Raw genomic sequence first — 24,511 nt, forward strand, 5'->3', positions numbered from 1 at the left:
TGTGCCAATAGGATAGGTTGCCGAGAGGAACCTATAATATGCACCCGATTCAATTTGCGCAGAGCAAGCCCGACCATCCTGCAGTCATCATGGCGGGTAGCGGAGAAACCGTGACCTATGGCGAATTGGATAAAGCGGCCAACCGCATTGTCCACTGGCTGCGCGGGCAGGGCCTGGGCGATGGCGATGCCTTCGGCGTGCTGATGGAGAACAACGCATATTATCACAAGCTGTTCTGGGCGATGCAGCGCGCGGGCATGGTAATGGTGCCGATTTCCACCCATCTGACAGCCGCAGAAATTCTCTACATCCTCGATGATAGCGACGCGCATCTGATCATCTCTACGCGCAAGTTTGACGGTATATTGGAGGTGATCAAGGAAGAACGCAGCGATCTGGGCATGCTGGTCTTTGGCGGCGAGGGCGAGCTCGATGCGGAAGCCGCCTTTGCGTCGCAATCAGCCGATGCCCCTGTTGACCAAAGCGTTGGCCGGTTGATGCTCTATAGTTCCGGGACGACCGGGCGACCGAAAGGTATCCTTCCCGCACCACCGGAAGATCCGGACGTTCAGGCCGCTAATCCGCTGATGGGCCTCGCGACAATGGGCTTTGCCGTCGATGGGGACGGGAGCTGTGTCTATCTCTCCCCCGCGCCGCTTTACCATGCTGCGCCCTTGGCCTGGTCCACGGTCATTCACCGGCTGGGAGGGACTGTGGTTGTGATGGAAAAATTTGACGCTGAAAACGCGCTTGCCGCGATCGAGAAATACAAAATCACTGCCAGCCAGTGGGTCCCGACGCATTTTGTCCGGATGCTCAAACTGCCAGAGGAGACACGCGCCAAATATGATCTCTCCTCGCTCAAATCGGCGATCCATGCCGCTGCGCCGTGCCCCTCGGACATAAAAAAAGAGATGATCGAATGGTGGGGGCCGGTGATCTACGAATATTACGCGGGTAGCGAAGGCAACGGCATGACCGCTGTGAACAGCGCTGACTGGATGACGCATCAAGGCACAGTTGGCCGCGCGATTCTTGGCACGGTGCATATCTGCGGTGACGATGGTGAAGAGCTGCCGGTTGGCGAAGAAGGCGGCGTCTTCTTCGAAAGCCCCTATCCGTTTCAATACCACAAGGACGAAGCCAAAACGAAGGAAGCAACGCATACAAAGGGGTGGACCACGCTGGGCGATATCGGAAAACTGGATGAGGACGGCTTCCTCTATCTAACCGACCGGCGGACCAACATGATCATTTCGGGCGGGGTGAATATTTACCCGCAAGAGGTGGAAAATCTGCTCATCACGCATGACAAGGTAATGGATGCTGCGGTGATTGGCGCGCCTTGCCCTGAAATGGGGGAAAAAGTCGTCGCGGTCATCCAGCCGGTTTCGATGGACATTGCCGGGGATGAGCTGGAGGCCGAATTGGCTGAATATCTCTCGGGCGAACTGGCGCGGCTCAAAATGCCCAAACTTTTCGACTTCCGAGCCGAATTGCCGCGCGAAGCCAATGGCAAGCTCTACAAGCGTAAGCTCAAAGAGGAATTTTTGGCCAAAGCACGGGAGAGCGCATGATGGCGAGCAACCCGGCAATTCTGCCCGGAGATGTCGCTCGCGAGATTATCGCGCCTGAAAGCTATGCCGCCTGGGATCCACTGCTCGACACTTTCGACCATCTGCGGGACACGATGCCCGTTGCGAAAGTGGTTGCAGAGGATGACGTATTCGAACCGTTCTGGCTGATCACCCGCTATGACGATGTGATGCGGATATCGAAGGACAACAAGACCTTCCTCAACAATCCCAAGCCAGTGGTGTTTGCCACCCGCGAGGCGACAGAGTTTGCGCGCGCGGCGACAGGATCGAACATGCTCGTTGACAGCCTTGTTGTCTTCGACGCGCCGATCCACCCGAAATACCGCAAACTTACGCAAGACTGGTTCATGCCGCGTAATCTGAAGCTGATCGAAGGCGAGATTCGTGCGCTGGCAGACAAGCTGGTTCAGGCGATGATCGACGCAGGTCCGGACGTGGATTTTGTCAAACATGTGGCCGCGCCGATGCCGCTCCACGTCATCATGCAAATTCTCGGTATTCCCGAAGAGGACGAACCGCGCATGCTGATGCTGACGCAGCAGATGTTTGGCGGCCAGGATGCGGATCTATCGGGCAGCGGTATGGAGAACATGACGCCCGAACAAGTGCTTGAATTGGTGTCCGGCGCGGTCAAGAACTTCGAAGAATATTTTGCTGGTATCGCAGCTGAGCGGCGGGCAAATCCGACCGATGATGTCGCCAGCGTTATCGCCAATGCGACTGTCGATGGAGAACCGCTCCCCGATCGCGATATGGCCGGATACTACATCATCATGGCGGCGGCCGGTCATGATACGACCTCTGCAACGATGTCAGGGGCGATGCTCGCTCTTGCGCGCGACCCCGAACAGTTTGCGCGCGTGCAAGCGGACCGCTCGCTTCTTCCCGGGTTGGTCGAAGAGGCGATCCGCTGGACCACAGCGGTCCAGCATTTCATGCGCACCGCGGCACAGGACGTTGAAATAGGCGGGCAGCAGATAAAAAAGGGCGATTGGTTGATGCTCAACTATGTCGCCGCCAATCACGATCCGGCGCAATTTGAGCAGGCGCGCAGCTTCGACGCGAGCCGCAGCCCCAACCGCCACATGGCGTTTGGCGCCGGCGCGCACCAATGTCTCGGACTGCATCTCGCGCGCCTTCAAATCCGCATTCTGTTCGAAGCCTTGCTCGACCGGATTGATTCAGTCGAACTGGCGGGCGATCCTGTGCGTTCGAGCTCGACTTTTGTCGGCGGGCTCAAGACGCTGCCTCTGCGGTTTGCATCGCAATGAACGACCTCCTCGATTTTTCGGGCAAGACAGTGCTGGTGGTTGGCGGCTCCAGCGGCATCGGCAACGGAACGGCACAAGCGTTTCGCGCGCGCGGCGCCGATGTGCATGTCTGGGGAACGCGCCCGAATGCTGCAGACTATGCGGGTGAAGAAGGCTCCGATCTCGCCGGTCTTCATTATGACTGCGTTGATGTTTCCGATCCGGAAGCGGTCGATGCGGCACCGTCTTTCGAGAAACTCGATGTGCTGATCCTGTGTCAGGGTGCAGTACGCTATGGCCGCGCTGAATTCACCCGCGAGGGATGGAATGAAGTGATCAGTGTCAATCTCAATTCGGTGATGGATTGCGCGCGAAAATTCCATCCTGCGCTCAAGCAAGCGGGCGGATCACTCCAGATCATCAGCTCGACTGCGGCCTACCACGCGACAATCGGTAATCCGGCCTATGGTGCCAGCAAGGCGGGCGCCGTTGCTCTGGTGCGTAATCTCGCCGTCGCATGGGCGCGCGATGGAATTCGCGTCAACGGCCTCGCGCCCGGCTTTGTCAAAACCAAGATGACCAAAGTCACTTTTGACGATGAGACGCGGGCCGAACAGGCGGTGCGTAAAATTCCGCTGCGCAGGACTGGCGAGCCATCGGAGCTGGCCAATGCCGCGCTTTTCCTGGCCTCGCCCATGGCGTCCTATATTATTGGCCAGACGATCCCCGTTGATGGCGGATTATCGCTCGGATAAATTCTGCTGTTGGCGGCGCGGGCGCTAGCCGAGCAAGCGCTCCGCAATGGCGCGGACCTCTTCGCCCATATCTTCGCGCTCGAGAGCCAGCGCGAGCGTGGCTTCGACAAAACCGGTCTTGCTTCCGCAATCGAAACGGCGCCCGGCGAAAGTGACCGCATTGAAGGGCTGATTGCCGATCATTTTTGCCATCGCATCCGTCAGCTGGATCTCTCCGCCCGCGCCCTTTTCCTGATTTTCAAGAGTGCGCATGACCTCGGGCTGCAAAATATACCGGCCCGAAACGATCTTGTTGGACGGTGCCTGATCTACCGGTGGTTTCTCGACCAGTCCTTTGACTTCGGTCAATGAACCATCGGTAGCGCCCGGATCGATGACGCCATAGCTTGAGACTTCCTCATGCGGCACTTCGAGCACGCTGATCAGGTTCCCACCGACTTCGTTATAGGCTTCGACCATTTGCTTCATGCAGCCCGGGCCTCCATCTGCATTGGCGACCATCAATTCGTCGGGCAGCAAAATCGCAAAGGGTTCGTCGCCCACGATGGCGCGCGCGCACCAGATGGCATGTCCCAGACCGAGCGGAACTTGTTGGCGCACGGTGATGATATCGCCGGGTGTCGCGCGGGTGGCATCGAGCACGGACATATCCTTGTCGCGTTCGGCCATGGTCGCCTCCAGCTCGAAGGCGACATCAAAATGCTCCACAATTGCGGTCTTTCCGCGCCCGGTGACAAAGATGATTTGTTCGATCCCGGCTTCGCGCGCTTCATCGACTGCATATTGGATCAGCGGGCGATCGACGATGGGGAGCAGCTCCTTCGGGATGGCCTTGGTGGCGGGAAGGAAGCGTGTGCCGAGTCCCGCAACGGGGAAGACGGCTTTTTTGATCGGTTTGCGTTGGCTCATGCCGCTGCGATACGGCGGTCGAGTCAGCACAGTCAACATTGCCGGTTATGAAACCGTGCCGTGACGCTTGCCCCCGCCGTCATTCCGGCTAAACCGCGTGCATGGACAAGATACTTATTCAGGGCGGAAAGCGCCTATCCGGCACGATTCCGATTTCCGGCGCAAAGAACGCTGCATTGACATTGATACCATGCGCGCTGCTGACCGAAGAACCGCTGACTTTGCGGAACCTGCCGCGGCTTGCCGACATCGATGGCTTCCAGCATTTGATGACGCAGTTCGGCGTTTCGACCAGCATTCGCGGAAATCGCCCCGAAGATTTCGGACGGATGGTCACCTATGAGGCAGCGCGGCTTACGTCGACCGTTGCGCCCTATGATCTGGTTCGCAAGATGCGCGCCTCGATTCTGGTGCTTGGCCCGATGCTCGCCCGTGCTGGCGAAGCCACGGTGTCGATGCCGGGTGGCTGTGCGATCGGCAACCGGCCCATCGACCTGCATCTGAAAGCGATTGAGGCAATCGGCGGGGAAATCGAACTGGCTGCGGGATATGTCCGCGCGCATGCTCCCGATGGCGGCTTGCCCGGTGGCGACTTTGACTTTCCCGTAGTCTCGGTGGGGGCGACCGAAAATGCGCTGATGACCGCAGTGCTCGCCAATGGGACCAGCCATTTCAGCAATGCCGCGCGTGAGCCGGAAATTGTCGATCTGTGCAATCTGCTGGTGGCGATGGGGGCAGAGATCGAGGGGATCGGCACTTCGGATCTGACCGTTCACGGGGTGAAGAAACTAAACGGCGCGACTTACAAAGTTATGGCCGACCGCATCGAAGCGGGCTCGTATGCATGCGCCGCTGCAATTACGGGCGGCGAAGTCATGCTCGAAGGCGCGAATGCTGACGAGATGATGGCGACGCTGAAAGCGCTCGAAGCCATCGGGGTTGAGTATGAAGCGGCGAAGAACGGCGTAAGAATCGCAGCCAATGGTCCGCTCAAAGCGACCAATCTGACCACTGCCCCCTATCCCGGTCTCGCCACCGATATGCAGGCGCAATTGATGGCGCTGCTTTGCAAGGCAGAAGGCACCAGCGTTCTTACCGAAACCATTTTCGAAAACCGCTTCATGCACGTGCCGGAACTGGGCCGCATGGGCGCGGATATCGAAACCGATGGGCACAAGGCAGTGGTTACTGGCGTCGAAACGCTGACCGGGGCCGAAGTTATGGCGACCGATTTGCGTGCATCGATGAGTCTGGTCATCGCCGGGCTTGCTGCCGAGGGTGAAACACAGGTCCGCCGCCTCTATCACCTCGATCGCGGTTATGAACGGCTCGAAGAAAAGCTGCAGCTTATTGGCGCAGATATCGAGCGCGTTGGCGACGAATAGCGCCTATTGGTTTCGAGAGACCAACCACACCCTGATCGCGCTCGCCAAGCCGGGCGGTGTGTCCGATTTGATCCGTTCCGCATCAATCCGGGCGACAATTGCATTGATTGGCACGCCTTCCATCTCGGCGGCGTCTCTTAACATATCCCAGAACAAAGGCTCTAGGCTGATCGAGGTCTTGTGACCGGCGATCTGGACCGATCGTTTGACTGGCGGGTGATAGGGAGGCGGTTGCATTATGTGCAAGTTGATAAAGTACATCCTGCGGGCGGCCTAGAGAGAATCTCCATAAGGCGGCCCAAAACGACAAAACCCCGCTCGGACAAGCGGGGTTTTTGGCAAGTGGTTTCTTACGATTTCAAAGAACGGAAAGAGTGTAGCGCGCGAATGGCGTGTAGGAAAACACTTTCGCCTCAAGTCCTGCAGACTGCATTGTGAACAGCCATTGGTTCCAACCACCATTTTTTTGGGGTGGCTGGCAGTAGCGGACGTACCTAGAGTTTGCACTGCGATATTGTAGATGCAGGAGCATAATGACCGACCGGATTTCGGACCTTTCCGATAAAGAGAAAGAAACGCTGCGGCTTATGGTCGGCGGTCACGACGCCAAGTCCATGGCGCGTGCGCTTGGTCTGTCGGTGCATACGATCAACGACCGGCTGCGCTCGGCACGGCGCAAGCTGTCCGTCACGAGCAGCCGCGAGGCGGCGCGACTGCTGCTTGAGCACGAACGCGCAGACCCCGAAAATTCTGCGGGCAAGGAATTGGGGAATGCCTCCGATCCAGTGAACGGTGATGATCAGCCATCGAACGGCCATCAAAGCGATGGTCGATCCGGGCGAATTGCCGTCTGGATGATTGGAGGATTGATTGTCATGTCATTGATTGCAGCTTTAATACTTACCGGTGCACAGCTCGCTCCGACCGCAGACGGGCCCGCCACTGATGCCCCGACCGAGGCGATCGCTGCGCAGGATGCGGAGCTCGAAAGCGCCGCGCGCGATTGGCTGGCGCTTGTTGACGCAAGCGACTGGAAGGCCAGCTTCGAAGCCGCCGGCCGTGCATTCCAGGATGCCAACACAGTCGATGGATGGAAGCAGGCTTCGCAGCAGGCGCGCGTTCCTCTGGGCAATCCCGTTAGCCGCACCGCTGCGGAGTTCGAGTACCTGAACGCTCCGCCGAACGGATACCGGATGGTTCGCTTCCAGACCGATTTCGAGCACCGCAAAGGCGCGATCGAATCGGTGACGCTTGAGCGCGAAGGCGATGCCTTCAAAGTCGTCGGTTATATGATCGACTGAATCGAGTGGTTTGGCTGGCGCGGCGCGGGTGCGCGGCGCACCCGCGCAGCCCCCCATCAATACATATGCTGGCCGCCATTGACGCTCATGGTTGATCCGGTGACGAAGCCTGCCTCTTCGCTGCATAGAAAATCGACAGCGCGGGCGATTTCACCGGCTTGGCCAAGGCGGCCTACGGGGATTTTGGCGACGATCTTTTCGAGCACCGGCTCAGGCACCGCGGCAACCATATCGGTGTCGATATAGCCGGGCGCGATAGCGTTGACCGTGACGCCGGCCCTAGCCCCCTCTTGCGCCAGCGCCTTGGTGAAGCCGTGGATCCCGGACTTGGCAGCAGCGTAATTGACCTGGCCATATTGGCCAGCCTGCCCGTTGATGGAACCGATATTGACGATCCGGCCCCATTTGCGCTCGCGCATTCCGGGGAAGCAGGCCTTGGCCATGTTGAAGCACCCGCCCAAATTGATCCGCATCACTTCGTGCCAATCATCATAGCTCATCTTGTGCAGCACACCGTCACGCGTGATACCGGCATTGTTCACCACAATGTCGATGTCGCCGACTTCTTCTGCAACTTTGGCACAGCCTTGGGCTGCGGCTTCGTGATCGCCGACATCCCATTTATAGGCTTTGATGCCGGTTTCGGCGGTGAAATTCTGCGCAGCCTGATCGTTTCCGCCGTAATTCGCGACCACGGTCACCCCGCTATCCCGCAAGCTTTCGCATATGGCCTTGCCAATGCCTCTTGTACCGCCCGTTACGATTGCCACGCGTGCCATAGAACCTCTTCCCGATTTTCTTGTTTCCGTTACGTCAAGCATTAGGCACGGCAGCGGCGAACACAACAAAAAACCCTGCCGAAGCAGGGTTGTGAATTGCTATTCCGGCATTTCCAGGATGTTAGAAGCGGAACTGTGTTCCGACATACACCGCCTGATCGTCCTGAACATTATCCGTCAGCGGAGCGATCCGGTCGCGGTCCTGCGACAGGCGGACACCTGCGGTCACATCGAGATTGCGCGTCACGCGATAGGCGCCGCCAAGATCGACCGATTGTTCACCCAGCCCTTCGCGAGTGGTGCGCGAACGACCTTCCCTGCCATCATTTTCCAGCGCGATCCGCGGTTCGAACCGGCTTGGCTTACGTTCAGCCGTACCGCTGCTCGGGCGGTATTCGGAAAGATCGGGCATTTCGACCGAGCGGACCCCGGAAGGAACGCTGGTTGCCAGGGCAGGCGCCTTGCCAAAGGTCTGATAGCCCCGTGCCACACCCAGATTGTAGCGTGTGGGCGTGATTGCGATGTTGCGCGCGCCGGGTTTGGCCTGCGCAATATTTGCAGCATTGCGCACCGAAATGGCACGCGCAGTCTGGTCATCGAAGCGAACAGCCACGGTTACCGTCTTGTCGCCGGCAGCGGATGCTCCGGCAGGCGTGAAGCCAATATCGAGGCCCTTGGCGCGGATATTCTCCGCCACGCGGCGCGCCAGTTGGGGATCAACCGTTGCCGGTGTGAAAGGGGCAAATTCGGATTGAATCGGCAGCAGCGACGGCGATCCTTCGCCGACCAGAGCGAGGCCAGCACTGGGCAAAGCAAGGGCGACAGCTGCAGCAGCGGCGAACGCTGCGGCAATCTTGCCATTCCCTGTAATTTGACCCGGCTTCGCCATCAGTCCGTTTGCTTCCTTCGTTTTATTGCCCTGCACATAGTCATCAGGGCCTGAACCTTGCCTGACCTGCCATTCAAGTTGGGGGAATCGCAGTTCACTTGGGTACATTTGATATAGTCAATCAGCCCGTTTGGCCAGCCATTCGCCAAATTGCGTTCGGTCTTGCCGCGCACTGTTGCACGACTCACACAGAATCAAATGGATTAAGCGGCCATTCACCACCGATTCGCTTGAGCAATCCTGCTGGCCGGGCCAAGCGGGCGCGGCGTTTCGTCAGCCGGAAAGACGGGCAATTTGCCTCTATGTCTTGCCGCGTAGCGAAGGCGGGCTATAGAGGCTTGAACGCTGGAACCTTTTACCCGGCAACGGGACATTTTTTGGAATTATCATGAGCGCACAAAATTTCGCCACTTCACGTTTCTCACGGGCACTTCTGGTTACTGCCGCGCTTGGCACGCTGGCTGCTTGTGGCGGGAACGACCGCCCGAGAGCAGATCTGGCGGCGTCGCAACTGACAACGATTGGCGTAAATTCCTATTTGTGGCGTGCATCGCTCGAAACGGTCAGCTTCGCCCCGTTGCTTCAGGCGGATAGCGCAGGCGGCGTGATCGTGACCGACTGGTATGCCAACCCGACCAATCCCGGCGAGCGGGTGAAAGTCACCGTGACAATTCTCGATCAGGATCTGCGCGCCGATGCGTTGCGTGTGGCGGCGAGCCGTCAGGTCGCGCAAGGTGGCGGCTGGGTCGATGCACCGGTTCAGGCTGCCACAGTGCAGAAACTCGAAGACATCATTCTGACCAAGGCGCGCGATCTGCGCCGGCAATCCATCTCAAGCTAAATCCGCGGCCTCGATCGGCTGCACGCGCAATTAGTAGGTCCTGAACTTTATGACCGAGAACCGTTTCGATCCGTCAACCGCGGACGGACGCTGGCAACGCGCATGGGACGAAGCGCGCTGTTTCGAAGCCGATTCTGATAGCGAGAAGCCAAAGAGCTATGTGCTGGAGATGTTCCCCTATCCCAGCGGGCGCATCCATATCGGCCATGTGCGCAATTACACCATGGGCGATGTGCTGGCGCGCTATAAAAAAATGCGCGGGCACGAGGTTCTGCACCCGATGGGCTGGGACGCCTTCGGAATGCCCGCAGAAAACGCGGCGATGGAAAAGGGCGTGCATCCCGGCGGTTGGACGCGCGACAATATCGCCAACATGAAAGCGCAATTGAAGCGGATCGGCTTCGCGCTCGACTGGAACCGCGAATTCGCGACCTGTGATCCCGAATATTACGGCCACGAACAAGCTTTGTTCATCGATATGTTCAATGCGGGCCTCGTCTATCGCAAGGAAAGCGAGGTCAATTGGGATCCGGTCGATAACACGGTGCTTGCCAACGAGCAGGTGATTGACGGCAAAGGCTGGCGCAGCGGTGCGGAAGTCGAAAAGCGCAAGCTCAACCAGTGGTTCCTCAAGATTACCGATTTTGCCGAGGATCTGCTGGCGGGTCTGGACGAGCTGAAAGACTGGCCCGATAAAGTCCGGCTGATGCAGGAAAACTGGATCGGCAAATCGCAAGGTTTGCAGTTCAAATTTGACCTTAGCGATGGGCAGGAAGTGGAAGTCTATTCCACACGTCCCGACACGATTTTTGGCGCCAGCTTCGTTGCGGTCGCGCCCGACCATCCGATTGCGCAGGGTGTGGCTGCCGACAGTGCCGAGGCGCAGGCCTTTATCGAAAAATGCAAAGCTGGCGGGACGACGGCGGCTGAATTGGAAACGGCGGAGAAGCTCGGTTTCGATACCGGCATCACCGCCAAGCACCCGTTCACCGGCACCGATCTGCCCGTCTATATCGCCAATTTTATCCTGATGGATTACGGCACCGGCGCGGTGATGGGCGTGCCGGGGCATGACCAGCGCGACTTCGATTTCTCGACCAAATATGGCCTCCCGATCCTGCGCGTGGTTGCGCCGGAAGGCGCGGATGCCGATGCGCCATTGTCCGAAGCAGAGGCCGGGGACGGTGTGCTGGTCAACTCAGGCTTCCTCGATGGAATGAGCGTCGATGACGCCAAGGCGGCGATCGTCAAACGCGCCGAGGATGAGAAATGGGGCGAAGGCCAGACCGTCTGGCGGCTGCGCGACTGGGGCGTTTCGCGCCAACGCTATTGGGGCACGCCGATCCCGTTTATCCATTGCGATGCCTGCGGCGTGGTGCCTGCCCCTAAAGAAAGCCTGCCGATCGAACTGCCCGAGGATGTCGATTTCAAAGAGCCGGGCAATCCGTTGCTGCGCCATCCGACATGGAAGCATGTCGATTGCCCCAAATGCGGCGCCGCGGCGACGCGCGAAACCGACACGCTCGATACTTTTACAAACTCCAGCTGGTACTTCCTGCGTTTTGCCAGCCAGCCTGCGGATAAGCCGTTCGATGCCGAGGAAGTCGCCAAATGGCTCCCTGTCGAGCAATATATTGGCGGGATCGAGCATGCGATCCTGCATTTGCTTTATGCCCGTTTCTGGACGCGCGCGCTCAAATCTATGGGCCAGCTCGATTTCGGCGAGCCCTTCGCCAGCCTGTTTACGCAGGGGATGGTCACGCATGAAACCTATTCGCGCCGCGAGGATGGCCGCGAGGTTTTCTTCACGCCGGGCGAAGTCGAACGCGGCGGAGAAAGCGCGGTTCTGAAATCGGATGGTCAGCCGGTCGATATTGGCCGCGTTATCAAAATGTCGAAATCGAAGAAGAATGTCGTCGATCCCGATGATATTATCGAGACTTACGGCGCTGATGCGGTCCGCTGGTTTATGCTCAGCGACAGCCCGCCGGAGCGCGATTTGCCATGGTCCGAAGCGGGGATCGAAGGCTGCTCGCGCTTCGTCCACCGGCTGTGGCGTTTGTTCGGCCAGTTCGATGCCGATGCTTCGGGCGAAGACAAACCTCTTGCGCGCAAGGTGCATCAAACCATCGCGGCGGTTGCCGATGATATCGAAGCGCTGTCTTTCAACAAGGCTGTCGCGCGGCTTTACGAGCTGACCGGCGCGACCGAAAAAGCCGAACCGTCCGCCTCGCGCAATGAAGCGATCCGCACCATCCTGCTGCTCGCTTCCCCGATGATGCCGCACTTGGCTGAAGAGGCATGGGCGCAGATGGGCGGCGAAGGGCTGATTGCCGAGGCGTCATGGCCCAAAGTCGATGAAGCGCTGCTGGTCGATGACGAGGTCACCATTGCCATCCAGCACAAAGGCAAGTTGCGCGATACGCTGACGGTCGCAAAGGGCCTGCCTAAGGAAGAGATGGAAGCGCTTGCTTTGGCGAGCGAGAAGGTCCAGCGTTCGCTCGATGGAGCGGAGGTTCGCAAAGTGATCGTAGTGCCCGACAGATTGGTCAACATCGTCACATGATACGCGCTGCATTCGCCTTCACGCTGATGCTGTCGCTGGCCGCCTGTGGCGGGCTGCGGCCGATGTATGCGGGCGGAAGCGAGGGCGCGGTCGCGCAAGGGCTGGGCGCTGTCGAGGTGGCACCCATCGCCGGTCAATCGGGCTGGCTTATGCGCAACGCGCTGCGTGACCGGCTCGGTGTGGCAGGCGATGTCGCAACGCGGTACCGTCTCGAAATACGGCTTGATGACCGGCTCGAAGGGCTGGGCGTGCTGGGCGATGATACGATTGGCCGCGAACGCCGTATATTGCGCGCGCGCTATCAATTGGTCGATCTGGCCGATGGCAAAATCATTCTCGATGCCACCGCGGGGTCGGATGCCGGTATCGATGTTGTCTCCAGCGAATATGCGACGATTGCAGCCGAGCAAACCGCGCTGGAAAATCTTTCGAAAGAAGTCGCTGACCAGATCGTCAGGCAGGTTTCGCTGACTCTGCGCGAAGCATCCTGATGGCGTGCCCGTGAAAGCGACGCAGCGAGATTTCGATTCTGCCGTTGGTCGTGCGGCCAAACAATGTTCGGTGTTCTATTTCTGCGGCCCCGATGAAGCCGGGGCCAGCGCAGCGGCCAGGAAGACAATATCGCTGCTCGATGATCCGGGCGAATGTGTTGAACTCTCCGGCGCGGCGCTCAGGAAAGACCCGGTGCTGCTGGGCGATGAGGCGCGCTCGGGCTCGCTCTTCGGCACATCCAAACATATATTGGTGCGTGCATCGGGTGATGAAGCGCTCGACGCGGTGGGCAATCATTTGCTGGGCTCCGGCGATGCGTGCCCGGTGCTGATTGTAGCGACATCCGCGACAGACAAATCGCGAACCGCCAAATTGCTCGCAGATCGTGACGATGCGATGGTCGCGATGTTCTGGCCCCCTGACCTGCGTTCGGTATCGGGCTCGGTACGGATGATGGCCGATAGTGCTGGCCTGCAGCTCAATGGCGACATTGCCGAACGGATCGCGCGCGCGGCGGGGTTGGATGTGCGCCTGGCGCAGTCCGAAATCGACAAGCTGGCGCTCTATCTCGATGCGTCTCCCCAATCACCGCGCAATGTCGATGTTGACGCGCTGGAGGCGATTGGCGCGAAAGCCGAAGATGACGGCTTTATGCCCGTGGTCAATGCGGTGCTGGCCGGCGAAACCAACAAGCTGCAGGCTGAACTGGTGCGGGTGCGCGAGCTCGCGATCAATCCGGTTGGATTGCTGCTCGCATTTGAACGCCGCGCAGCACAATTGGCGCAGCTTTCCGCCAAGATTGGCCCGCGCGGCGATATCAATGGTGTGATCCAGTCCGAAAAGCGCGCGCGGCGTATTTTCTGGAAGGACGAACGCGATCTGTCGATCCAGTTGCGGCGCTGGCGGGGCAAGAAGCTGGACCGGCTGGTGGCCAAGCTGGTCGGGATGCACCGCGATCTGTTGTCAAACAGCCAATCGGCCGATTTGTTGCTGACGCAGGGGCTGACCGAAATTGCCCGCGCCGCTGCGCCTAGGCGTTGATCTTCAAGACCTTCGCTTGCCCTGAGCTTGTCGAAGGGCTGTACGTCACTTTTGGCACCGGCCCGCAAGAAAAGTGGCAACCCTTCGACAGGCTCAGGATGAGCGGAATTAGGAGGACTGGGTTCTAGTTCTGCGGAACGGTAAAGCTGCCGGTCACGCGGCCATTTGAATTTGTCGTCGTGCCCGGCTCTCCGGTTACCGAAGATGATCCGCTTGCCCTGCCATCGACGCTCGACACGCCGCTTTGCAAATCGATCACCAGTCGCCCGCCATTCAAAGTATCGCCGCCGCGCCGCAAGCGGACATTGCCCGCCATGGTGATAATCCGGCGGTTAAAGTCATAAACCGCAACATCGCCGCTGGCGGCCTCGTTACCGCGTGTCACCTGTACACCGCCTGTGGCGGTCAAGCGCTGTATCTGCAGCGCGCCTGCATCGCTGTAATTGATCAGCATGCGGCTGGAGCGGACGGTCAAACCGGCCTGCCTGACAATCACATTGCCCGACAGCGTCACCCGGTTCTGCTTGTCTTGCAGCTCGATCCGCCCGGCGTCAAAATCGACCGGAGCGCGCGAATTGTGGCCCGCAATCGCCTGCGCATGCAGTTGCATTCCGCCCAGCGCAGCGACGGTCAAAGTGAAGCCTGCCGCGGCAAATCCTGCCGCTTTGCGAATTTTGGTGCGGAGCGTTTGAGGCATCAGGGCATCCTTAGTTGGCCGGGGACCATACGTAATTTGGCATTTCCTTCGAGCGTGACAACACGCTGGGAAAGATCGACTTCGAGGCGGTTGGCAGAGAAACTGCCGGCCGGCACGGTGCCTTCCACACCGCCTTCACCGACAAGCTTCTTGGCGGCAAGGTCCAGCGATACGCCGCGCGCGGTCATGCGGTAGCCATCGGCAGCGGTGAGATTGATCTCTCCGGGTACCGCGACGATTTCGTTGTCGAGCGTGTAAGTACCGGCTTCCGCGCCGATTTTTGCGGGCCCTTCGGGCAGCAAAATACGCGCGACCAAGTCCTTCATCCGTACAATGCCTTCCGCGCTCGATTTCTGCACCGCTTCACCGGCTGTTAGCGAGAAAGGACGGCTTTGATTGTCCTGCCCGCGATACAATGCATTATCGACGCGCAGGCGCTCGTCGATCATGGCCACCTTGTTGCGATCGAGCAGAAAGCTGACTTCTCCGCGCGGAGAGAGCGGCGTAATGACCATGAGCGCCGCGAGCACGCCAACGCCCATGGGCAGCACTTTGCCCAGCAGGCTCACGAGCTTGTCATGCAGACCACCGGGCGCAGCAAAATCTTGCCGCGCGCCGCGCAGCTCCTTTGCTTCCTGCGTCTCGATCCGTCTTTGCTTGCCCATCGGGCGGTACTGGCCTCTCTATGCTGAAGCGTGGCTGAAAATGTCGTGATCCGCCCAACCGGCCAGATCAAGCCGCGCACGCGTTGGCAGAAAATCGAAACACGCCTGCGCCATTTCGGTGCGGCCTTCGCGCTCCAGCCTTTCGACCATCACGTCGTGCAAGCGGTGGAGGAAGCGGACATCAGAGGCGGCGTAATCGCGCTGCGCCTCATTGATTTCCGGTGCGCCCCAATCGGAACTTTGCTGCGCCTTGGAAATCTCGCCGCCGAGCAATTCGACGACCAGATTCTTCAGCCCATGGCGATCGGTATAGGTCCGCGTCAATTTGCTGGCGATCTTGGTGCAGAACACAGGCGCGGCCATAACGCCGACGTAATGTTCGATCGCAGCAAGATCGAAACGCGCAAAATGGTATAGTTTGAGCCGGCCAGGATCGGCGAGCACTTTCTTCAGATTGGGTGCGTCGTACGAACTGCCGACTTTGAAACGAACCAGATGTTCATCCCCCTGCCCGTCGCTGATTTGCACGACGCACAGCCGGTCACGCGCTGTGACCAGGCCCATTGTCTCGGTGTCAACGGCTATCGGCCCGGGCGCAAGAACGCCATCGGGTAAATCTTCTTCGTGAAAATGCACTGTCATGCGCGCTCTTTAGTCGGGTTGGGGATTAAGGGGAAGGGTTTGCTGGCGAGTGCGCGGCGGAGAGATTAAGCTTCGCCCATGTCCGATCAGATCCCCGAAAGCTGGCGCGAGGTGTTGGAACCGGTGCTCGCGACACCAGAAGCGCGACAGCTTGGCGGATTTCTGAAAGCGCAAGAGGCCGCAGAACAACAGATTTACCCGCCGCGCGGCCAGCGCTTGCGGGCTCTGGAACTGACCCCGCTTGACGAAGTGAAAGTCGTCATCCTCGGGCAGGACCCCTATCACGGGCCGGGGCAGGCGCACGGGCTGTGTTTTTCGGTGCCAGAGGGCGTCAAAGTGCCGCCCTCACTCGACAATATTTACAAAGAACTGAACGATGATCTGGGCGTGACAATTCCCGGTCACGGCAATCTGGAGCATTGGGCCCGGCAAGGGGTGCTGCTGCTCAACAACTCGCTAACGGTGGAGGCGCATAAGGCGGGCAGCCATGCGAAGATGGGTTGGAGCGCGATCACCGATGCGGTGGTTTCCGCCGTGGCTGATCGCGCCGAGCCGAGCGTCTTTATCCTGTGGGGCAGCCATGCGCAGGGCAAGGCCGCGCGTATTCCGGAATTGGCCAACGCAGACCGCCATCTGATCCTGAAAAGCGTCCACCCCAGTCCGCTTTCCGCCTATCGCGGGTTCTTCGGCTCCAAACCGTTCAGTCAGGCCAACACATTTCTGCAGAAAAACGGGCGCGAGCCGATCCGGTGGTGAGGATGCGCGATGATTGTCAGAATGACGCGGATAGCCGCAGCCCCGTTGTCACCCCGAATTTTCGCGTGGCAATCCCCGAATCGACCGCCTGGATATTCGCGGTGAGCCGGAATGTGTCCGACAGGCCCAGCGTATAATAGGCTTCGACGCCTTCCTCATCCTCTATCGCCACGCGGTTTTGCAGAGCTTCGATCAAGCCATCGGTCAAGGAATACCGGAAATAGGCAATGCCGAAACGGTCTTGCGGGCGCGATTTGGGATTGCCGCCAAGGCCGATAAAGCCTCTGGCATCAAGGAATGTCGGGTCGCCGGTCGAAACGAATAGCTGGCCGAATATACCGATACCATTGCCGGGATTTGCAGCGTCTTCGCTCAGGAATTGTTCGAAAGCAAAGACCGCGCCGAATTCACCGCTACCATTGCCAAATCCCGACCCGGGGGCAGGAACCAGAGCGGGCGGAAGTTGGTCAGCGGCAATTTCATCGCGGGTAGAGCCTGCCAGCTTGATTGCATAAAAGCCGCGCTTTCCGCCAATCTTCACCGGGAATGTTGCCGATGCCAGAACGCCCACACCGCTGGAAAACGGGTCTTCCAACCCGCTGCGGCGCGATTGCAAATCGGGATCGTAGACGATGACACGAAAGAACACATCTTCGGTCGTAACGTCCAGCTGCGCGCCGGTGACCGAAGCGGGCACGATCGCGCTTGGCGGGATGGCGACGGCGATATTCTGGAACCCCTCATGCCCGCCGCCGCGTTGGATCGGGCTTCGCGTAGCCAGGTCGAGGACATTGATCTTGCCCACCGTTAACGAAGCCCCGCTGTTCCAGCGTTTGGTTATGTTGACCGAAAGGTCGAACACATCACCATCGCCGGGATAGAACAGCTGCGTGCTGGCCGGAAGAACGCCGATCAGGCCATTGCTGCTCTCGCCATATTTGAATTCGGGGTGGATATGGATCGAGATGCTATCATCCAGCCCGATTGCGCTGCCTTTGACATCGACAAAGCCATCAATTTTGCCGCCATAGCGCAATGTGCTGTCGGCATCGCCCGACACAGGGATATCGGCAAATTGGGACCAGACCAGTTTGGTCGATATTTGATCGGGATGGTGTTCTTTCGCGGTTTCTTCGGCCAGAATTTCTACCGGCAAAGGTGCTTCGCCAGCCTGAAGTTCCTGCTGATCGGGCTGCTCAACCGGATCGGCGAGCGCGGCGGTGGGGGCACACAAGACGAGCGCTGCACATACGGCTCCGCCCAGATGGCTGCCGATCGCAAATTTGACTGGAGTTTTTGATGAAGCGGGGGCGTTCATATGGCTATGTCCGCGACGAAAACATCATTCCTCGCCGCAGAGGATTCTCTCCCTACACAATCCCGCATGCGTCCCCTCATGTCGGGCTGATTTTTTCTACGCTATTCAGGAGAAGTACGAATTTCACAAGTAAAACATTGCACTATTTACATCCGTTTTGGCTGCCACCCCGCGACCAAGTGCAAAGCAGTTGGAAGTGGCCCTGATCTATGCAGTCCGGCGCGAAGCAGAAGCGCCGCTGCTATCGGGGAAGTTCGCTAGAGCCCATCAAGGCTTCATCGACCGCGCGCGCGCATTGGCGTCCTTCACGAATTGCCCAAACAATCAGCGATTGACCCCGCCGCATATCACCGCAAGCGAATACGCCGGGTTCGCTGGTCGCGTAATTTTGGGTGTCCGCCGCGACATTGCCGCGCGCGTCGAGTTCTACTCCCGCGCGTTCGAGCAGTCCGCGCCGGCGCGGGCCAACAAAACCCATCGCCAACAGGATCAAATCCGCTTCGAGCGTGAACTCGCTGCCTTCAACTTCGACCATTTGGCGATCCTGCCATTCGACCCGGACGCATTCGAGGCCGGCGACCTCGCCGTCTTTTTCGATCACGCGTTTGGCGAGCACCGACCAGTCGCGATTGGCGCCTTCTTCATGGCTAGACGATGTGCGCATCTTGAGCGGCCAATCGGGCCAGGTCAGAGCCTTGTCCTCTTTTTCGGGTGGCTGCGGCATGATCTCGAGCTGGGTGATGCTTTTCGCACCCTGGCGCTTGGAAGTCCCGACGCAGTCACTGCCGGTATCACCGCCACCGATCACAATCACATGCTTGTCTTTGGCGGACAGTGTCCCGCGCGGTGCCGCGCGCACTTCGTCATCGCCGGCATTGCGCTTGTTCTGCTGGGTCAGGAATTCCATTGCTGCGCGAACGCCGTTCAGTTCGGCGCCGGGAATATCCAGCATGCGCGGTTCTTCCGCGCCGCCCGACAGGACCACGGCATCAAAATTTTCCTGCAATGCTTTGAAACTGACTTCCACGCCCACTTCGGCAGAGGTTTTGAAAGTCACGCCTTCAGCTTCCATCTGCACGCAGCGGCGATTGATCAGATGCTTTTCCATCTTGAAGTCGGGGATGCCGTAGCGCAGCAGCCCGCCGATCCGGTCGCTTTTTTCAAACAGTGTCACCGCGTGGCCGGCGCGCGCCAATTGCTGGGCACAGGCCATTCCGGCGGCTCCCGATCCGATCACGGCGACAGCTTTGCCGGTTTGCTTCTCGGCCACTTGCGGCTTGATCCAGCCTTCTTCCCATCCGCGATCAACAATCGCGCATTCGATGCTTTTGATCGTGACCGGCTGGTCAATGATATTGAGCGTACAGCTTGCCTCGCACGGGGCAGGGCAGACGCGGCCGGTAAATTCGGGAAAATTGTTGGTGGAGTGGAGAACCTCCAGCGCGTTCTTCCAATCGCCTTCGTAAACCAGATGGTTCCAGTCGGGGATGATGTTGTTTACCGGGCAGCCATTGTGACAGTACGGAATCCCGCAATCCATGCAGCGCGATGCCTGATCCCTAAGCGCGCTTTCTTCGTGCGGAACGACAAATTCCTTGTAGTTCTGCACCCGGTCGGACGGATCAAGATAGTCGCGGTCGCGCCGGTCGAGTTCGAGAAAACCTGTTGTCTTACCCATGTCTCTTACTCCGCCGCTTCCATTGCTGCCTCATTGCGCTCGGCCTCTAGCTGGCGCAGCGCGCGGGCGTAATCGCGCGGCATTACTTTGACGAATTTTGTCAACGTGTTGTCCCAATCATCGAGCATCCGCTGCGCCTTGGCAGAGCCGGTATGCAGCAAGTGCCGTTCGATCAGAATCTTCAGCCGTTCTGCATCGTGGCGCAGCATATCGCCCATGCCGAAATCAGTGACGCCGGTTCCGCGCTGTTTGGGGCGCCCGGTTCCTTCATCCGCATCTGCTTCAGCAGACAGAGGAAGCAGATCGACTTGCGCCAGATTGCACCGCTGATCGAAAGTCCCCTTGGGGTCGTAGACGTAAGCAACACCGCCGCTCATACCCGCGGCAAAGTTGCGTCCGGTGCGGCCCAGCACGGCCACCACGCCGCCGGTCATATATTCGCAGCAGTGATCGCCCGCACCTTCGACCACGGCAATCGCACCGGAATTGCGCACGGCAAACCGCTCTCCTGCGACGCCTTCGAAATAGGCTTCGCCAGCGACCGCGCCGTAAAGGACAGTGTTGCCGACAATGATATTCTGGCCCGGATCGCGATCAACGCCGTCCGGCTGGCAAACAATCACGCGCCCGCCCGAAAGCCCCTTGCCGACATAGTCATTGGCATCGCCGGTCAGTTTGAGCGTGACCCCATGCGCCAGCCATGCGGCAAAGCTTTGCCCCGCAACACCGGTCAGATTGATCCGGATCGTGTCCGGAGCGAGGCCCGCATGACCATGCGCCTTGGCGATTTCGCCCGACAGCATGGTGCCAACGGTGCGGTTGGTATTGCGGATTTCCATATCCAGCTGCACTGCCTTGCCGCTCTGAATCGCAGTTTGGCATTTGGCGATCAGTTCATTGTCCATCGCCCCGTCGAGGCCGTGATCCTGCCCTTCGGTGTGGAACAGTTTCTTGCCCTCACCAAGCTGGACTTGGTGCAGCACGCCGCCCAGATCAACCCCGTCGGCTTTCCAGTGGCGGTCCACCCGCTTGGTATCGATCCGGTCAACGCGGCCGACCATTTCTTCGACCGTACGGAAGCCCATCTCGGCCATGATCTGGCGGAGCTCTTCGGCAACGAAGAAGAAGTAATTGATGACATGTTCGGGCGTTCCGGTGAAACGCTTGCGCAGAACCGGATCCTGCGTCGCAACGCCGACCGGGCAGGTGTTGAGATGGCATTTGCGCATCATGATGCAGCCCGCCGCGATTAGCGGTGCTGTCGCAAATCCGAATTCGTCCGCGCCCAGCAATGCGCCGATCGCAACATCGCGCCCGGTGCGCAATCCGCCATCGACTTGCACCGCGATGCGGCTGCGCAAATCATTGAGCAGCAGCGTTTGCTGTGTCTCGGCGAGGCCGATCTCCCACGGGCTTCCCGCATGGGTCAGGCTGGTGAGCGGCGATGCGCCGGTGCCGCCTTCGTAACCGGAAATGGTAACATGGTCAGCGCGCGCTTTGGAAACGCCAGCGGCCACAGTGCCAACGCCAACTTCGGATACGAGTTTGACCGAAATGCGCGATTGCGGCTGCACGTTTTTGAGGTCGTGAATCAGCTGCGCGAGGTCTTCGATCGAATAGATGTCGTGGTGCGGCGGGGGCGAGATCAGGCCCACGCCCGGGGTCGAATGGCGCACCGCGCCGATCCGTTTGTCGACTTTGTGGCCGGGCAATTGGCCGCCTTCGCCGGGCTTTGCGCCTTGCGCCATCTTGATCTGGATATCGTCCGAATTGACCAGATATTCGGTGGTAACGCCGAACCGGCCAGAAGCGACCTGTTTAATCCGGCTGCGCATCGAATCGCCATTTGCCAGCGGGGTGAAGCGTTCCACTTCCTCGCCGCCTTCGCCGGTGTTCGATCGTCCGCCAAGGCGGTTCATCGCAATCGCTAGCGTGCTGTGCGCTTCGTGGCTGATAGAGCCGAAGCTCATCGCGCCGGTGGAGAACCGCTTCACGATTTCCGCAGCGGGTTCGACTTCGGAAATATCGAGCGGGTCGTCAGCGGATTTGAGTTCCATCAACCCGCGAATGGTCAGCAGCCGTTCGGACTGCTCATTCACCGATTTGGCAAACTCTTGGTAATTCTTGGGATCGTTGCCGCGCACCGCGTGCTGCAGATTGGCGACATTGCCCGGCGTCCATGCGTGGTCCTCGCCGCGCAGGCGATATTGGTAGATGCCGCCAACATCGAGCATGCCTTTGTAAAGCGGATTATCGCCGTAAGCGATGGCATGGCGGCGCACGGTTTCCTCGGCTACTTCCTTCAGGCCGATGCCTTCGATGGTGGTTGCCGTGCCTTTGAAATAGGCTTCGATCAAATCGGTACTCAGCCCGACAGCATCGAAGATCTGCGCGCCGCAATAGGATTGGTAAGTCGAGATGCCCATTTTGGACATGACTTTGAGCATACCTTTGCCGACCGCATTGATGTAATTTGCCTCGGCTGCGGCCGGTTCCAGATCGGGCAAGCGCTCCGCCCGCAATTTCTCGATCGTCTCTAGCGCAAGGTAAGGATTAACCGCTTCCGCGCCGTAACCTGCAAGGACGCAGTAATGATGCACTTCGCGTGCTTCGCCGGTTTCGACAACCAGCCCGGTCTGCATCCGCAGGCCCTGGCGGACCAAATGATGATGCACCGCCGCCGTCGCCAGCAGTGCGGGCATAGCGATCCGGTCCGGGCCTTGGGTGCGATCCGAAAGAACCAGAATATTGTGATCCTGCAGAACCGCCTCGGTCGCGGCCCAGCACATTTCCTTCAGCGCCAGCGCGAGCCCGTCCGCTCCGGTCGAGGCATCCCATGTAATGTCGATAGTCTCGGTGCGGAATGCGCCGTCGAGTGCGGATTCGACAGAACGGATTTTGGCCAGATCGTCATTGGTCAGGATCGGCTGGCTGACTTCGAGGCGCTTATGCGTACCCGCATCGCGGCCGAGCAAATTGGGGCGCGGGCCGACCATCGACAGCAGGCTCATAACCAATTCTTCGCGGATCGGATCGATCGGCGGATTGGTCACTTGCGCGAAGTTCTGTTTGAAATAGTCGTACAGCAAACGGCTCTTGTCTGAGAGCACGGCCAGCGGCGTATCGGTGCCCATCGATCCTATCGGGTCACCGCCATCGCGCGCCATCGGCTCGAGGAATTTGCTGACATCCTCTTGCGTGTAGCCAAACGCCTGCTGCGCTTGCAGCAGCGTGGGCGTGTCCTGGTTTTCGTCTTGCGGCAGCTCGGCAAATTCGGGATCGACGATGGTCAGATCTTCGAGCTTATACTGCGCCTGATCGAGCCACTGGGCATAGGGATGCGCTTTGGACAGGTCGGCCTTGAGTTCCTCGTCCTCGATAATCCGGCCTTCTTCGAGATCGATCAGCAACATCTTGCCGGGCTGCAAGCGCCATTTGCGCGTGATGTCTTCCTCGGCAAAGGGGAGAACTCCGCTTTCCGAGGCCAGGCAGACGATATCATCCTTGGTGACGCAGAAGCGCGCCGGGCGCAGGCCATTGCGATCGAGCGTTGCGCCGATCTGGCGGCCATCGGTAAAGGCCACCGCCGCGGGGCCATCCCATGGCTCCATCAACGCCGCATGATATTCGTAAAATGCGCGCTGCGCCGGGTCCATCAGCGTGTTCTTGCCCCATGCTTCGGGCATCAGCATCATCATCGCATGGGCAAGGCTGTATCCGCCGGCCAGCAGCAATTCGAGAGCATTGTCGAGACAGGCCGTGTCCGATTGCCCGTGCGGGATGAGCGGCCACATCTTGTCGAGGTCCGAACCAAGAAGCTCGCTCTCCATCGTCCGGCGGCGGGCATTCATCCAGTTCACATTGCCGCGCACGGTGTTGATCTCGCCATTATGCGCGATCAGGCGGTACGGGTGGGCCAGCCGCCAGCTGGGGAATGTGTTGGTCGAGAAGCGCTGGTGCACCAAACCGAGCGCAGAGACGCAATCTTCGTCGCGCAGGTCATCGTAAAACGAACCAACTTGGTTCGCCAGCAGCAATCCTTTGTACACAATGGTTCGGCTGGAGAAGCTGGGAATATAGCTCTTGGTCAGATCCGGCAGGTTGTGCTTCTCGGCCAGTTTGGCCAGCGGATTGAGCGTCTGCTTGCGAATCACAATCAGCTTGCGCTCGAACGCGTCCTGATCGCTGCAATTCTCGCCGCGCGCGATGATGCATTGCTGCATTACCGGCATCGATTCGAGAACCGCGTCGCCCAATCCGTCGAGCGTGGTGGGAACATCGCGCCAGCCGACCAAGACCTGGCCTTCCTTGGCAACAAACTTTTCGAGCTGCTCTGTGACAAAGGCGCGCGACGCGTCGTCTTGCGGCATAAAACACATCGCCACGCCATAATCGCCGGGTGCGGGCAGCGTTTTGCCCGCGCCGTCTGCCCATTTGCGGAAAATCGGGTCCGGGATCTGCAGCAGAATTCCGGCGCCATCACCCAGCAGCGGGTCCGCGCCCACCGCGCCGCGATGGTCGATATTGTTCAGAATCTCGAGCGCTTGGGAGACAATCGAGTGGGACTTTTCGCCTTTGATATGCGCGACCATACCGACGCCGCAGGCGTCATGTTCATTGCGCGGATCGTACAGCCCCTCTGGCGCAGGGTATCCCATTCAAAAGTCCTTGTCTGTCAGGTGCCGAATCACAGGCTCCCTAGGCCAATTTCGGCAATAATGCGCTTTCTCCATGCCCGTGGGCACAAAAAAATGTCGCGAAACCTGCTATTGCCGACCGGAAGTGGCTTTTGCAACTCAAGCGAGGCAAGATATCGTATGCACGGTAATAGTTTGGCATGGCGCGGTCTGCGTTGACGCTACTGCAAGCATGGCAGCGCATCTAAGCGCGACATAAAAAAGGGCCCGCCGGTTTGCGCCGGCGGGCCCCTCTGTTTGGATTTAAGCGCT

The 24,511-nt window shown here is 59.2% G+C and carries 20 protein-coding genes; 10 read left to right on the plus strand and 10 right to left on the minus strand.

All coding sequences use genetic code 11. The annotated features are described in order from the left end of the window. Positions 1-38 precede the first annotated feature (38 nt). The 3 genes from GRI41_RS12030 to GRI41_RS12040 are packed head-to-tail and all read left to right on the plus strand — an operon-like array spanning position 39 to position 3,603. Positions 39-1,577, plus strand: coding sequence for an acyl-CoA synthetase (locus GRI41_RS12030; RefSeq protein ID WP_160605221.1), 1,539 nt, complete (start codon positions 39-41; stop codon positions 1,575-1,577). Continuing rightward, positions 1,574-2,869: a cytochrome P450 gene (locus GRI41_RS12035; RefSeq protein WP_160605222.1), complete on the plus strand. Its 1,296-nt coding sequence runs from the start codon at positions 1,574-1,576 to the stop codon at positions 2,867-2,869. The genes GRI41_RS12030 and GRI41_RS12035 overlap by 4 nt, the downstream gene beginning before the upstream one ends. Continuing rightward, positions 2,866-3,603, plus strand: a complete 738-nt coding sequence (locus GRI41_RS12040) for an SDR family NAD(P)-dependent oxidoreductase (RefSeq protein WP_160605223.1) — start codon at positions 2,866-2,868, stop codon at positions 3,601-3,603. The genes GRI41_RS12035 and GRI41_RS12040 overlap by 4 nt, the downstream gene beginning before the upstream one ends. A gap of 24 nt (positions 3,604-3,627) precedes the next feature. Here GRI41_RS12040 and galU read toward each other — a convergent pair whose 3' ends face one another. Next, positions 3,628-4,512 carry a UTP--glucose-1-phosphate uridylyltransferase GalU gene (gene galU, locus GRI41_RS12045; protein ID WP_160605224.1) on the minus strand — a complete coding sequence of 295 codons (885 nt, stop codon included), beginning with the start codon at positions 4,510-4,512 and terminating at the stop codon, positions 3,628-3,630. A 101-nt stretch (positions 4,513-4,613) separates the two neighbouring features. Between galU and murA the strand changes: the two genes are divergently transcribed. Further along, the gene (gene murA, locus GRI41_RS12050; protein WP_160605225.1) at positions 4,614-5,897 is read left to right on the plus strand and encodes a UDP-N-acetylglucosamine 1-carboxyvinyltransferase; all 1,284 of its coding nucleotides are present in this window, start codon (positions 4,614-4,616) and stop codon (positions 5,895-5,897) included. 3 nt (positions 5,898-5,900) lie between these two features. On the opposite strand, the gene GRI41_RS12055 is transcribed toward murA, so the two are convergent. Next, entirely contained in the window at positions 5,901-6,134 is a 234-nt protein-coding gene (locus GRI41_RS12055; protein WP_160605226.1) for a ribbon-helix-helix domain-containing protein, read from the minus strand. A gap of 296 nt (positions 6,135-6,430) precedes the next feature. Here GRI41_RS12055 and GRI41_RS12060 point away from each other — a divergent pair, with 296 nt between their 5' ends. Continuing rightward, positions 6,431-7,198, plus strand: coding sequence for a DUF4019 domain-containing protein (locus GRI41_RS12060; protein WP_160605227.1), 768 nt, complete (start codon positions 6,431-6,433; stop codon positions 7,196-7,198). Positions 7,199-7,254: 56 nt separating this feature from the next. On the opposite strand, the gene phbB is transcribed toward GRI41_RS12060, so the two are convergent. Both phbB and GRI41_RS12070 read right to left on the minus strand, forming a co-directional pair. After that, positions 7,255-7,977, minus strand: coding sequence for an acetoacetyl-CoA reductase (phbB, locus tag GRI41_RS12065; RefSeq protein WP_160605228.1), 723 nt, complete (start codon positions 7,975-7,977; stop codon positions 7,255-7,257). A gap of 121 nt (positions 7,978-8,098) precedes the next feature. After that, positions 8,099-8,866 carry a hypothetical protein gene (locus GRI41_RS12070; RefSeq protein ID WP_160605229.1) on the minus strand — a complete coding sequence of 256 codons (768 nt, stop codon included), beginning with the start codon at positions 8,864-8,866 and terminating at the stop codon, positions 8,099-8,101. Between the two features lie 388 nt (positions 8,867-9,254). On the opposite strand from GRI41_RS12070, the gene GRI41_RS12075 reads away from it, so the two are divergent. The 4 genes from GRI41_RS12075 to GRI41_RS12090 are packed head-to-tail and all read left to right on the plus strand — an operon-like array spanning position 9,255 to position 13,806. After that, entirely contained in the window at positions 9,255-9,707 is a 453-nt protein-coding gene (locus GRI41_RS12075; RefSeq protein WP_160605230.1) for a DUF3576 domain-containing protein, read from the plus strand. Positions 9,708-9,756: 49 nt separating this feature from the next. Beyond that, entirely contained in the window at positions 9,757-12,273 is a 2,517-nt protein-coding gene (gene leuS, locus GRI41_RS12080; RefSeq protein WP_160605231.1) for a leucine--tRNA ligase, read from the plus strand. Further along, entirely contained in the window at positions 12,270-12,764 is a 495-nt protein-coding gene (lptE, locus tag GRI41_RS12085; RefSeq protein WP_160605232.1) for an LPS assembly lipoprotein LptE, read from the plus strand. Before leuS ends, lptE begins: the two co-directional genes overlap by 4 nt. Positions 12,765-12,774: 10 nt before the next feature. Next, positions 12,775-13,806 (plus strand): DNA polymerase III subunit delta, encoded by a 1,032-nt coding sequence (locus GRI41_RS12090; RefSeq protein WP_160605233.1) that lies wholly within the window; start codon positions 12,775-12,777, stop codon positions 13,804-13,806. A 124-nt stretch (positions 13,807-13,930) separates the two neighbouring features. On the opposite strand, the gene GRI41_RS12095 is transcribed toward GRI41_RS12090, so the two are convergent. The 3 genes from GRI41_RS12095 to GRI41_RS12105 are packed head-to-tail and all read right to left on the minus strand — an operon-like array spanning position 13,931 to position 15,810. Then, the gene (locus GRI41_RS12095; RefSeq protein WP_160605234.1) at positions 13,931-14,503 is read right to left on the minus strand and encodes an LptA/OstA family protein; all 573 of its coding nucleotides are present in this window, start codon (positions 14,501-14,503) and stop codon (positions 13,931-13,933) included. Continuing rightward, positions 14,503-15,168, minus strand: coding sequence for an LPS export ABC transporter periplasmic protein LptC (gene lptC / locus GRI41_RS12100; RefSeq protein WP_160605235.1), 666 nt, complete (start codon positions 15,166-15,168; stop codon positions 14,503-14,505). The genes GRI41_RS12095 and lptC overlap by 1 nt, the downstream gene beginning before the upstream one ends. An 18-nt stretch (positions 15,169-15,186) precedes the next feature. Next, positions 15,187-15,810, minus strand: coding sequence for a ribonuclease D (locus tag GRI41_RS12105; RefSeq protein WP_160605236.1), 624 nt, complete (start codon positions 15,808-15,810; stop codon positions 15,187-15,189). A 78-nt stretch (positions 15,811-15,888) separates the two neighbouring features. Here GRI41_RS12105 and ung point away from each other — a divergent pair, with 78 nt between their 5' ends. Continuing rightward, a complete protein-coding gene (gene ung / locus GRI41_RS12110) occupies positions 15,889-16,566 on the plus strand; it encodes a uracil-DNA glycosylase (RefSeq protein WP_160605237.1) in 678 nt (225 codons plus the stop codon). Between the two features lie 16 nt (positions 16,567-16,582). On the opposite strand, the gene GRI41_RS12115 is transcribed toward ung, so the two are convergent. The 3 genes from GRI41_RS12115 to gltB all read right to left on the minus strand — a co-directional run bounded on the left by GRI41_RS12115 (position 16,583) and on the right by gltB (position 24,220). Beyond that, entirely contained in the window at positions 16,583-17,884 is a 1,302-nt protein-coding gene (locus GRI41_RS12115; RefSeq protein ID WP_160605238.1) for a carbohydrate porin, read from the minus strand. Between the two features lie 241 nt (positions 17,885-18,125). Beyond that, complete coding sequence (locus tag GRI41_RS12120) at positions 18,126-19,562, minus strand: glutamate synthase subunit beta (RefSeq protein WP_160605239.1); 1,437 nt, start codon at positions 19,560-19,562, stop codon at positions 18,126-18,128. A 5-nt stretch (positions 19,563-19,567) separates the two neighbouring features. After that, positions 19,568-24,220 carry a glutamate synthase large subunit gene (gene gltB / locus GRI41_RS12125; RefSeq protein ID WP_160605240.1) on the minus strand — a complete coding sequence of 1,551 codons (4,653 nt, stop codon included), beginning with the start codon at positions 24,218-24,220 and terminating at the stop codon, positions 19,568-19,570. Positions 24,221-24,511 lie beyond the last annotated feature (291 nt).

Source organism: Pontixanthobacter aquaemixtae (assembly GCF_009827395.1).
In the GTDB taxonomy this organism is placed as follows: Bacteria; Pseudomonadota; Alphaproteobacteria; order Sphingomonadales; family Sphingomonadaceae; genus Pontixanthobacter; species Pontixanthobacter aquaemixtae.

Bases quoted from the DNA above. Each gene is read 5' to 3' on its own strand.
- leuS (WP_160605231.1), top strand. From the start codon at position 9,757: ATGACCGAGAACCGTTTCGATCCGTCAACCGCGGACGGACGCTGGCAA.
- GRI41_RS12030 (WP_160605221.1), top strand. From the start codon at position 39: ATGCACCCGATTCAATTTGCGCAGAGCAAGCCCGACCATCCTGCAGTC.
- GRI41_RS12105 (WP_160605236.1), bottom strand. From the start codon at position 15,810: ATGACAGTGCATTTTCACGAAGAAGATTTACCCGATGGCGTTCTTGCG.
- lptE (WP_160605232.1), top strand. From the start codon at position 12,270: ATGATACGCGCTGCATTCGCCTTCACGCTGATGCTGTCGCTGGCCGCC.
- phbB (WP_160605228.1), bottom strand. From the start codon at position 7,977: ATGGCACGCGTGGCAATCGTAACGGGCGGTACAAGAGGCATTGGCAAG.
- gltB (WP_160605240.1), bottom strand. From the start codon at position 24,220: ATGGGATACCCTGCGCCAGAGGGGCTGTACGATCCGCGCAATGAACAT.
- GRI41_RS12075 (WP_160605230.1), top strand. From the start codon at position 9,255: ATGAGCGCACAAAATTTCGCCACTTCACGTTTCTCACGGGCACTTCTG.
- lptC (WP_160605235.1), bottom strand. From the start codon at position 15,168: ATGGGCAAGCAAAGACGGATCGAGACGCAGGAAGCAAAGGAGCTGCGC.
- galU (WP_160605224.1), bottom strand. From the start codon at position 4,512: ATGAGCCAACGCAAACCGATCAAAAAAGCCGTCTTCCCCGTTGCGGGA.
- GRI41_RS12095 (WP_160605234.1), bottom strand. From the start codon at position 14,503: ATGCCTCAAACGCTCCGCACCAAAATTCGCAAAGCGGCAGGATTTGCC.
- murA (WP_160605225.1), top strand. From the start codon at position 4,614: ATGGACAAGATACTTATTCAGGGCGGAAAGCGCCTATCCGGCACGATT.
- GRI41_RS12120 (WP_160605239.1), bottom strand. From the start codon at position 19,562: ATGGGTAAGACAACAGGTTTTCTCGAACTCGACCGGCGCGACCGCGAC.
- GRI41_RS12040 (WP_160605223.1), top strand. From the start codon at position 2,866: ATGAACGACCTCCTCGATTTTTCGGGCAAGACAGTGCTGGTGGTTGGC.
- GRI41_RS12115 (WP_160605238.1), bottom strand. From the start codon at position 17,884: ATGAACGCCCCCGCTTCATCAAAAACTCCAGTCAAATTTGCGATCGGC.
- GRI41_RS12035 (WP_160605222.1), top strand. From the start codon at position 1,574: ATGATGGCGAGCAACCCGGCAATTCTGCCCGGAGATGTCGCTCGCGAG.
- GRI41_RS12060 (WP_160605227.1), top strand. From the start codon at position 6,431: ATGACCGACCGGATTTCGGACCTTTCCGATAAAGAGAAAGAAACGCTG.
- GRI41_RS12070 (WP_160605229.1), bottom strand. From the start codon at position 8,866: ATGGCGAAGCCGGGTCAAATTACAGGGAATGGCAAGATTGCCGCAGCG.
- ung (WP_160605237.1), top strand. From the start codon at position 15,889: ATGTCCGATCAGATCCCCGAAAGCTGGCGCGAGGTGTTGGAACCGGTG.
- GRI41_RS12055 (WP_160605226.1), bottom strand. From the start codon at position 6,134: ATGCAACCGCCTCCCTATCACCCGCCAGTCAAACGATCGGTCCAGATC.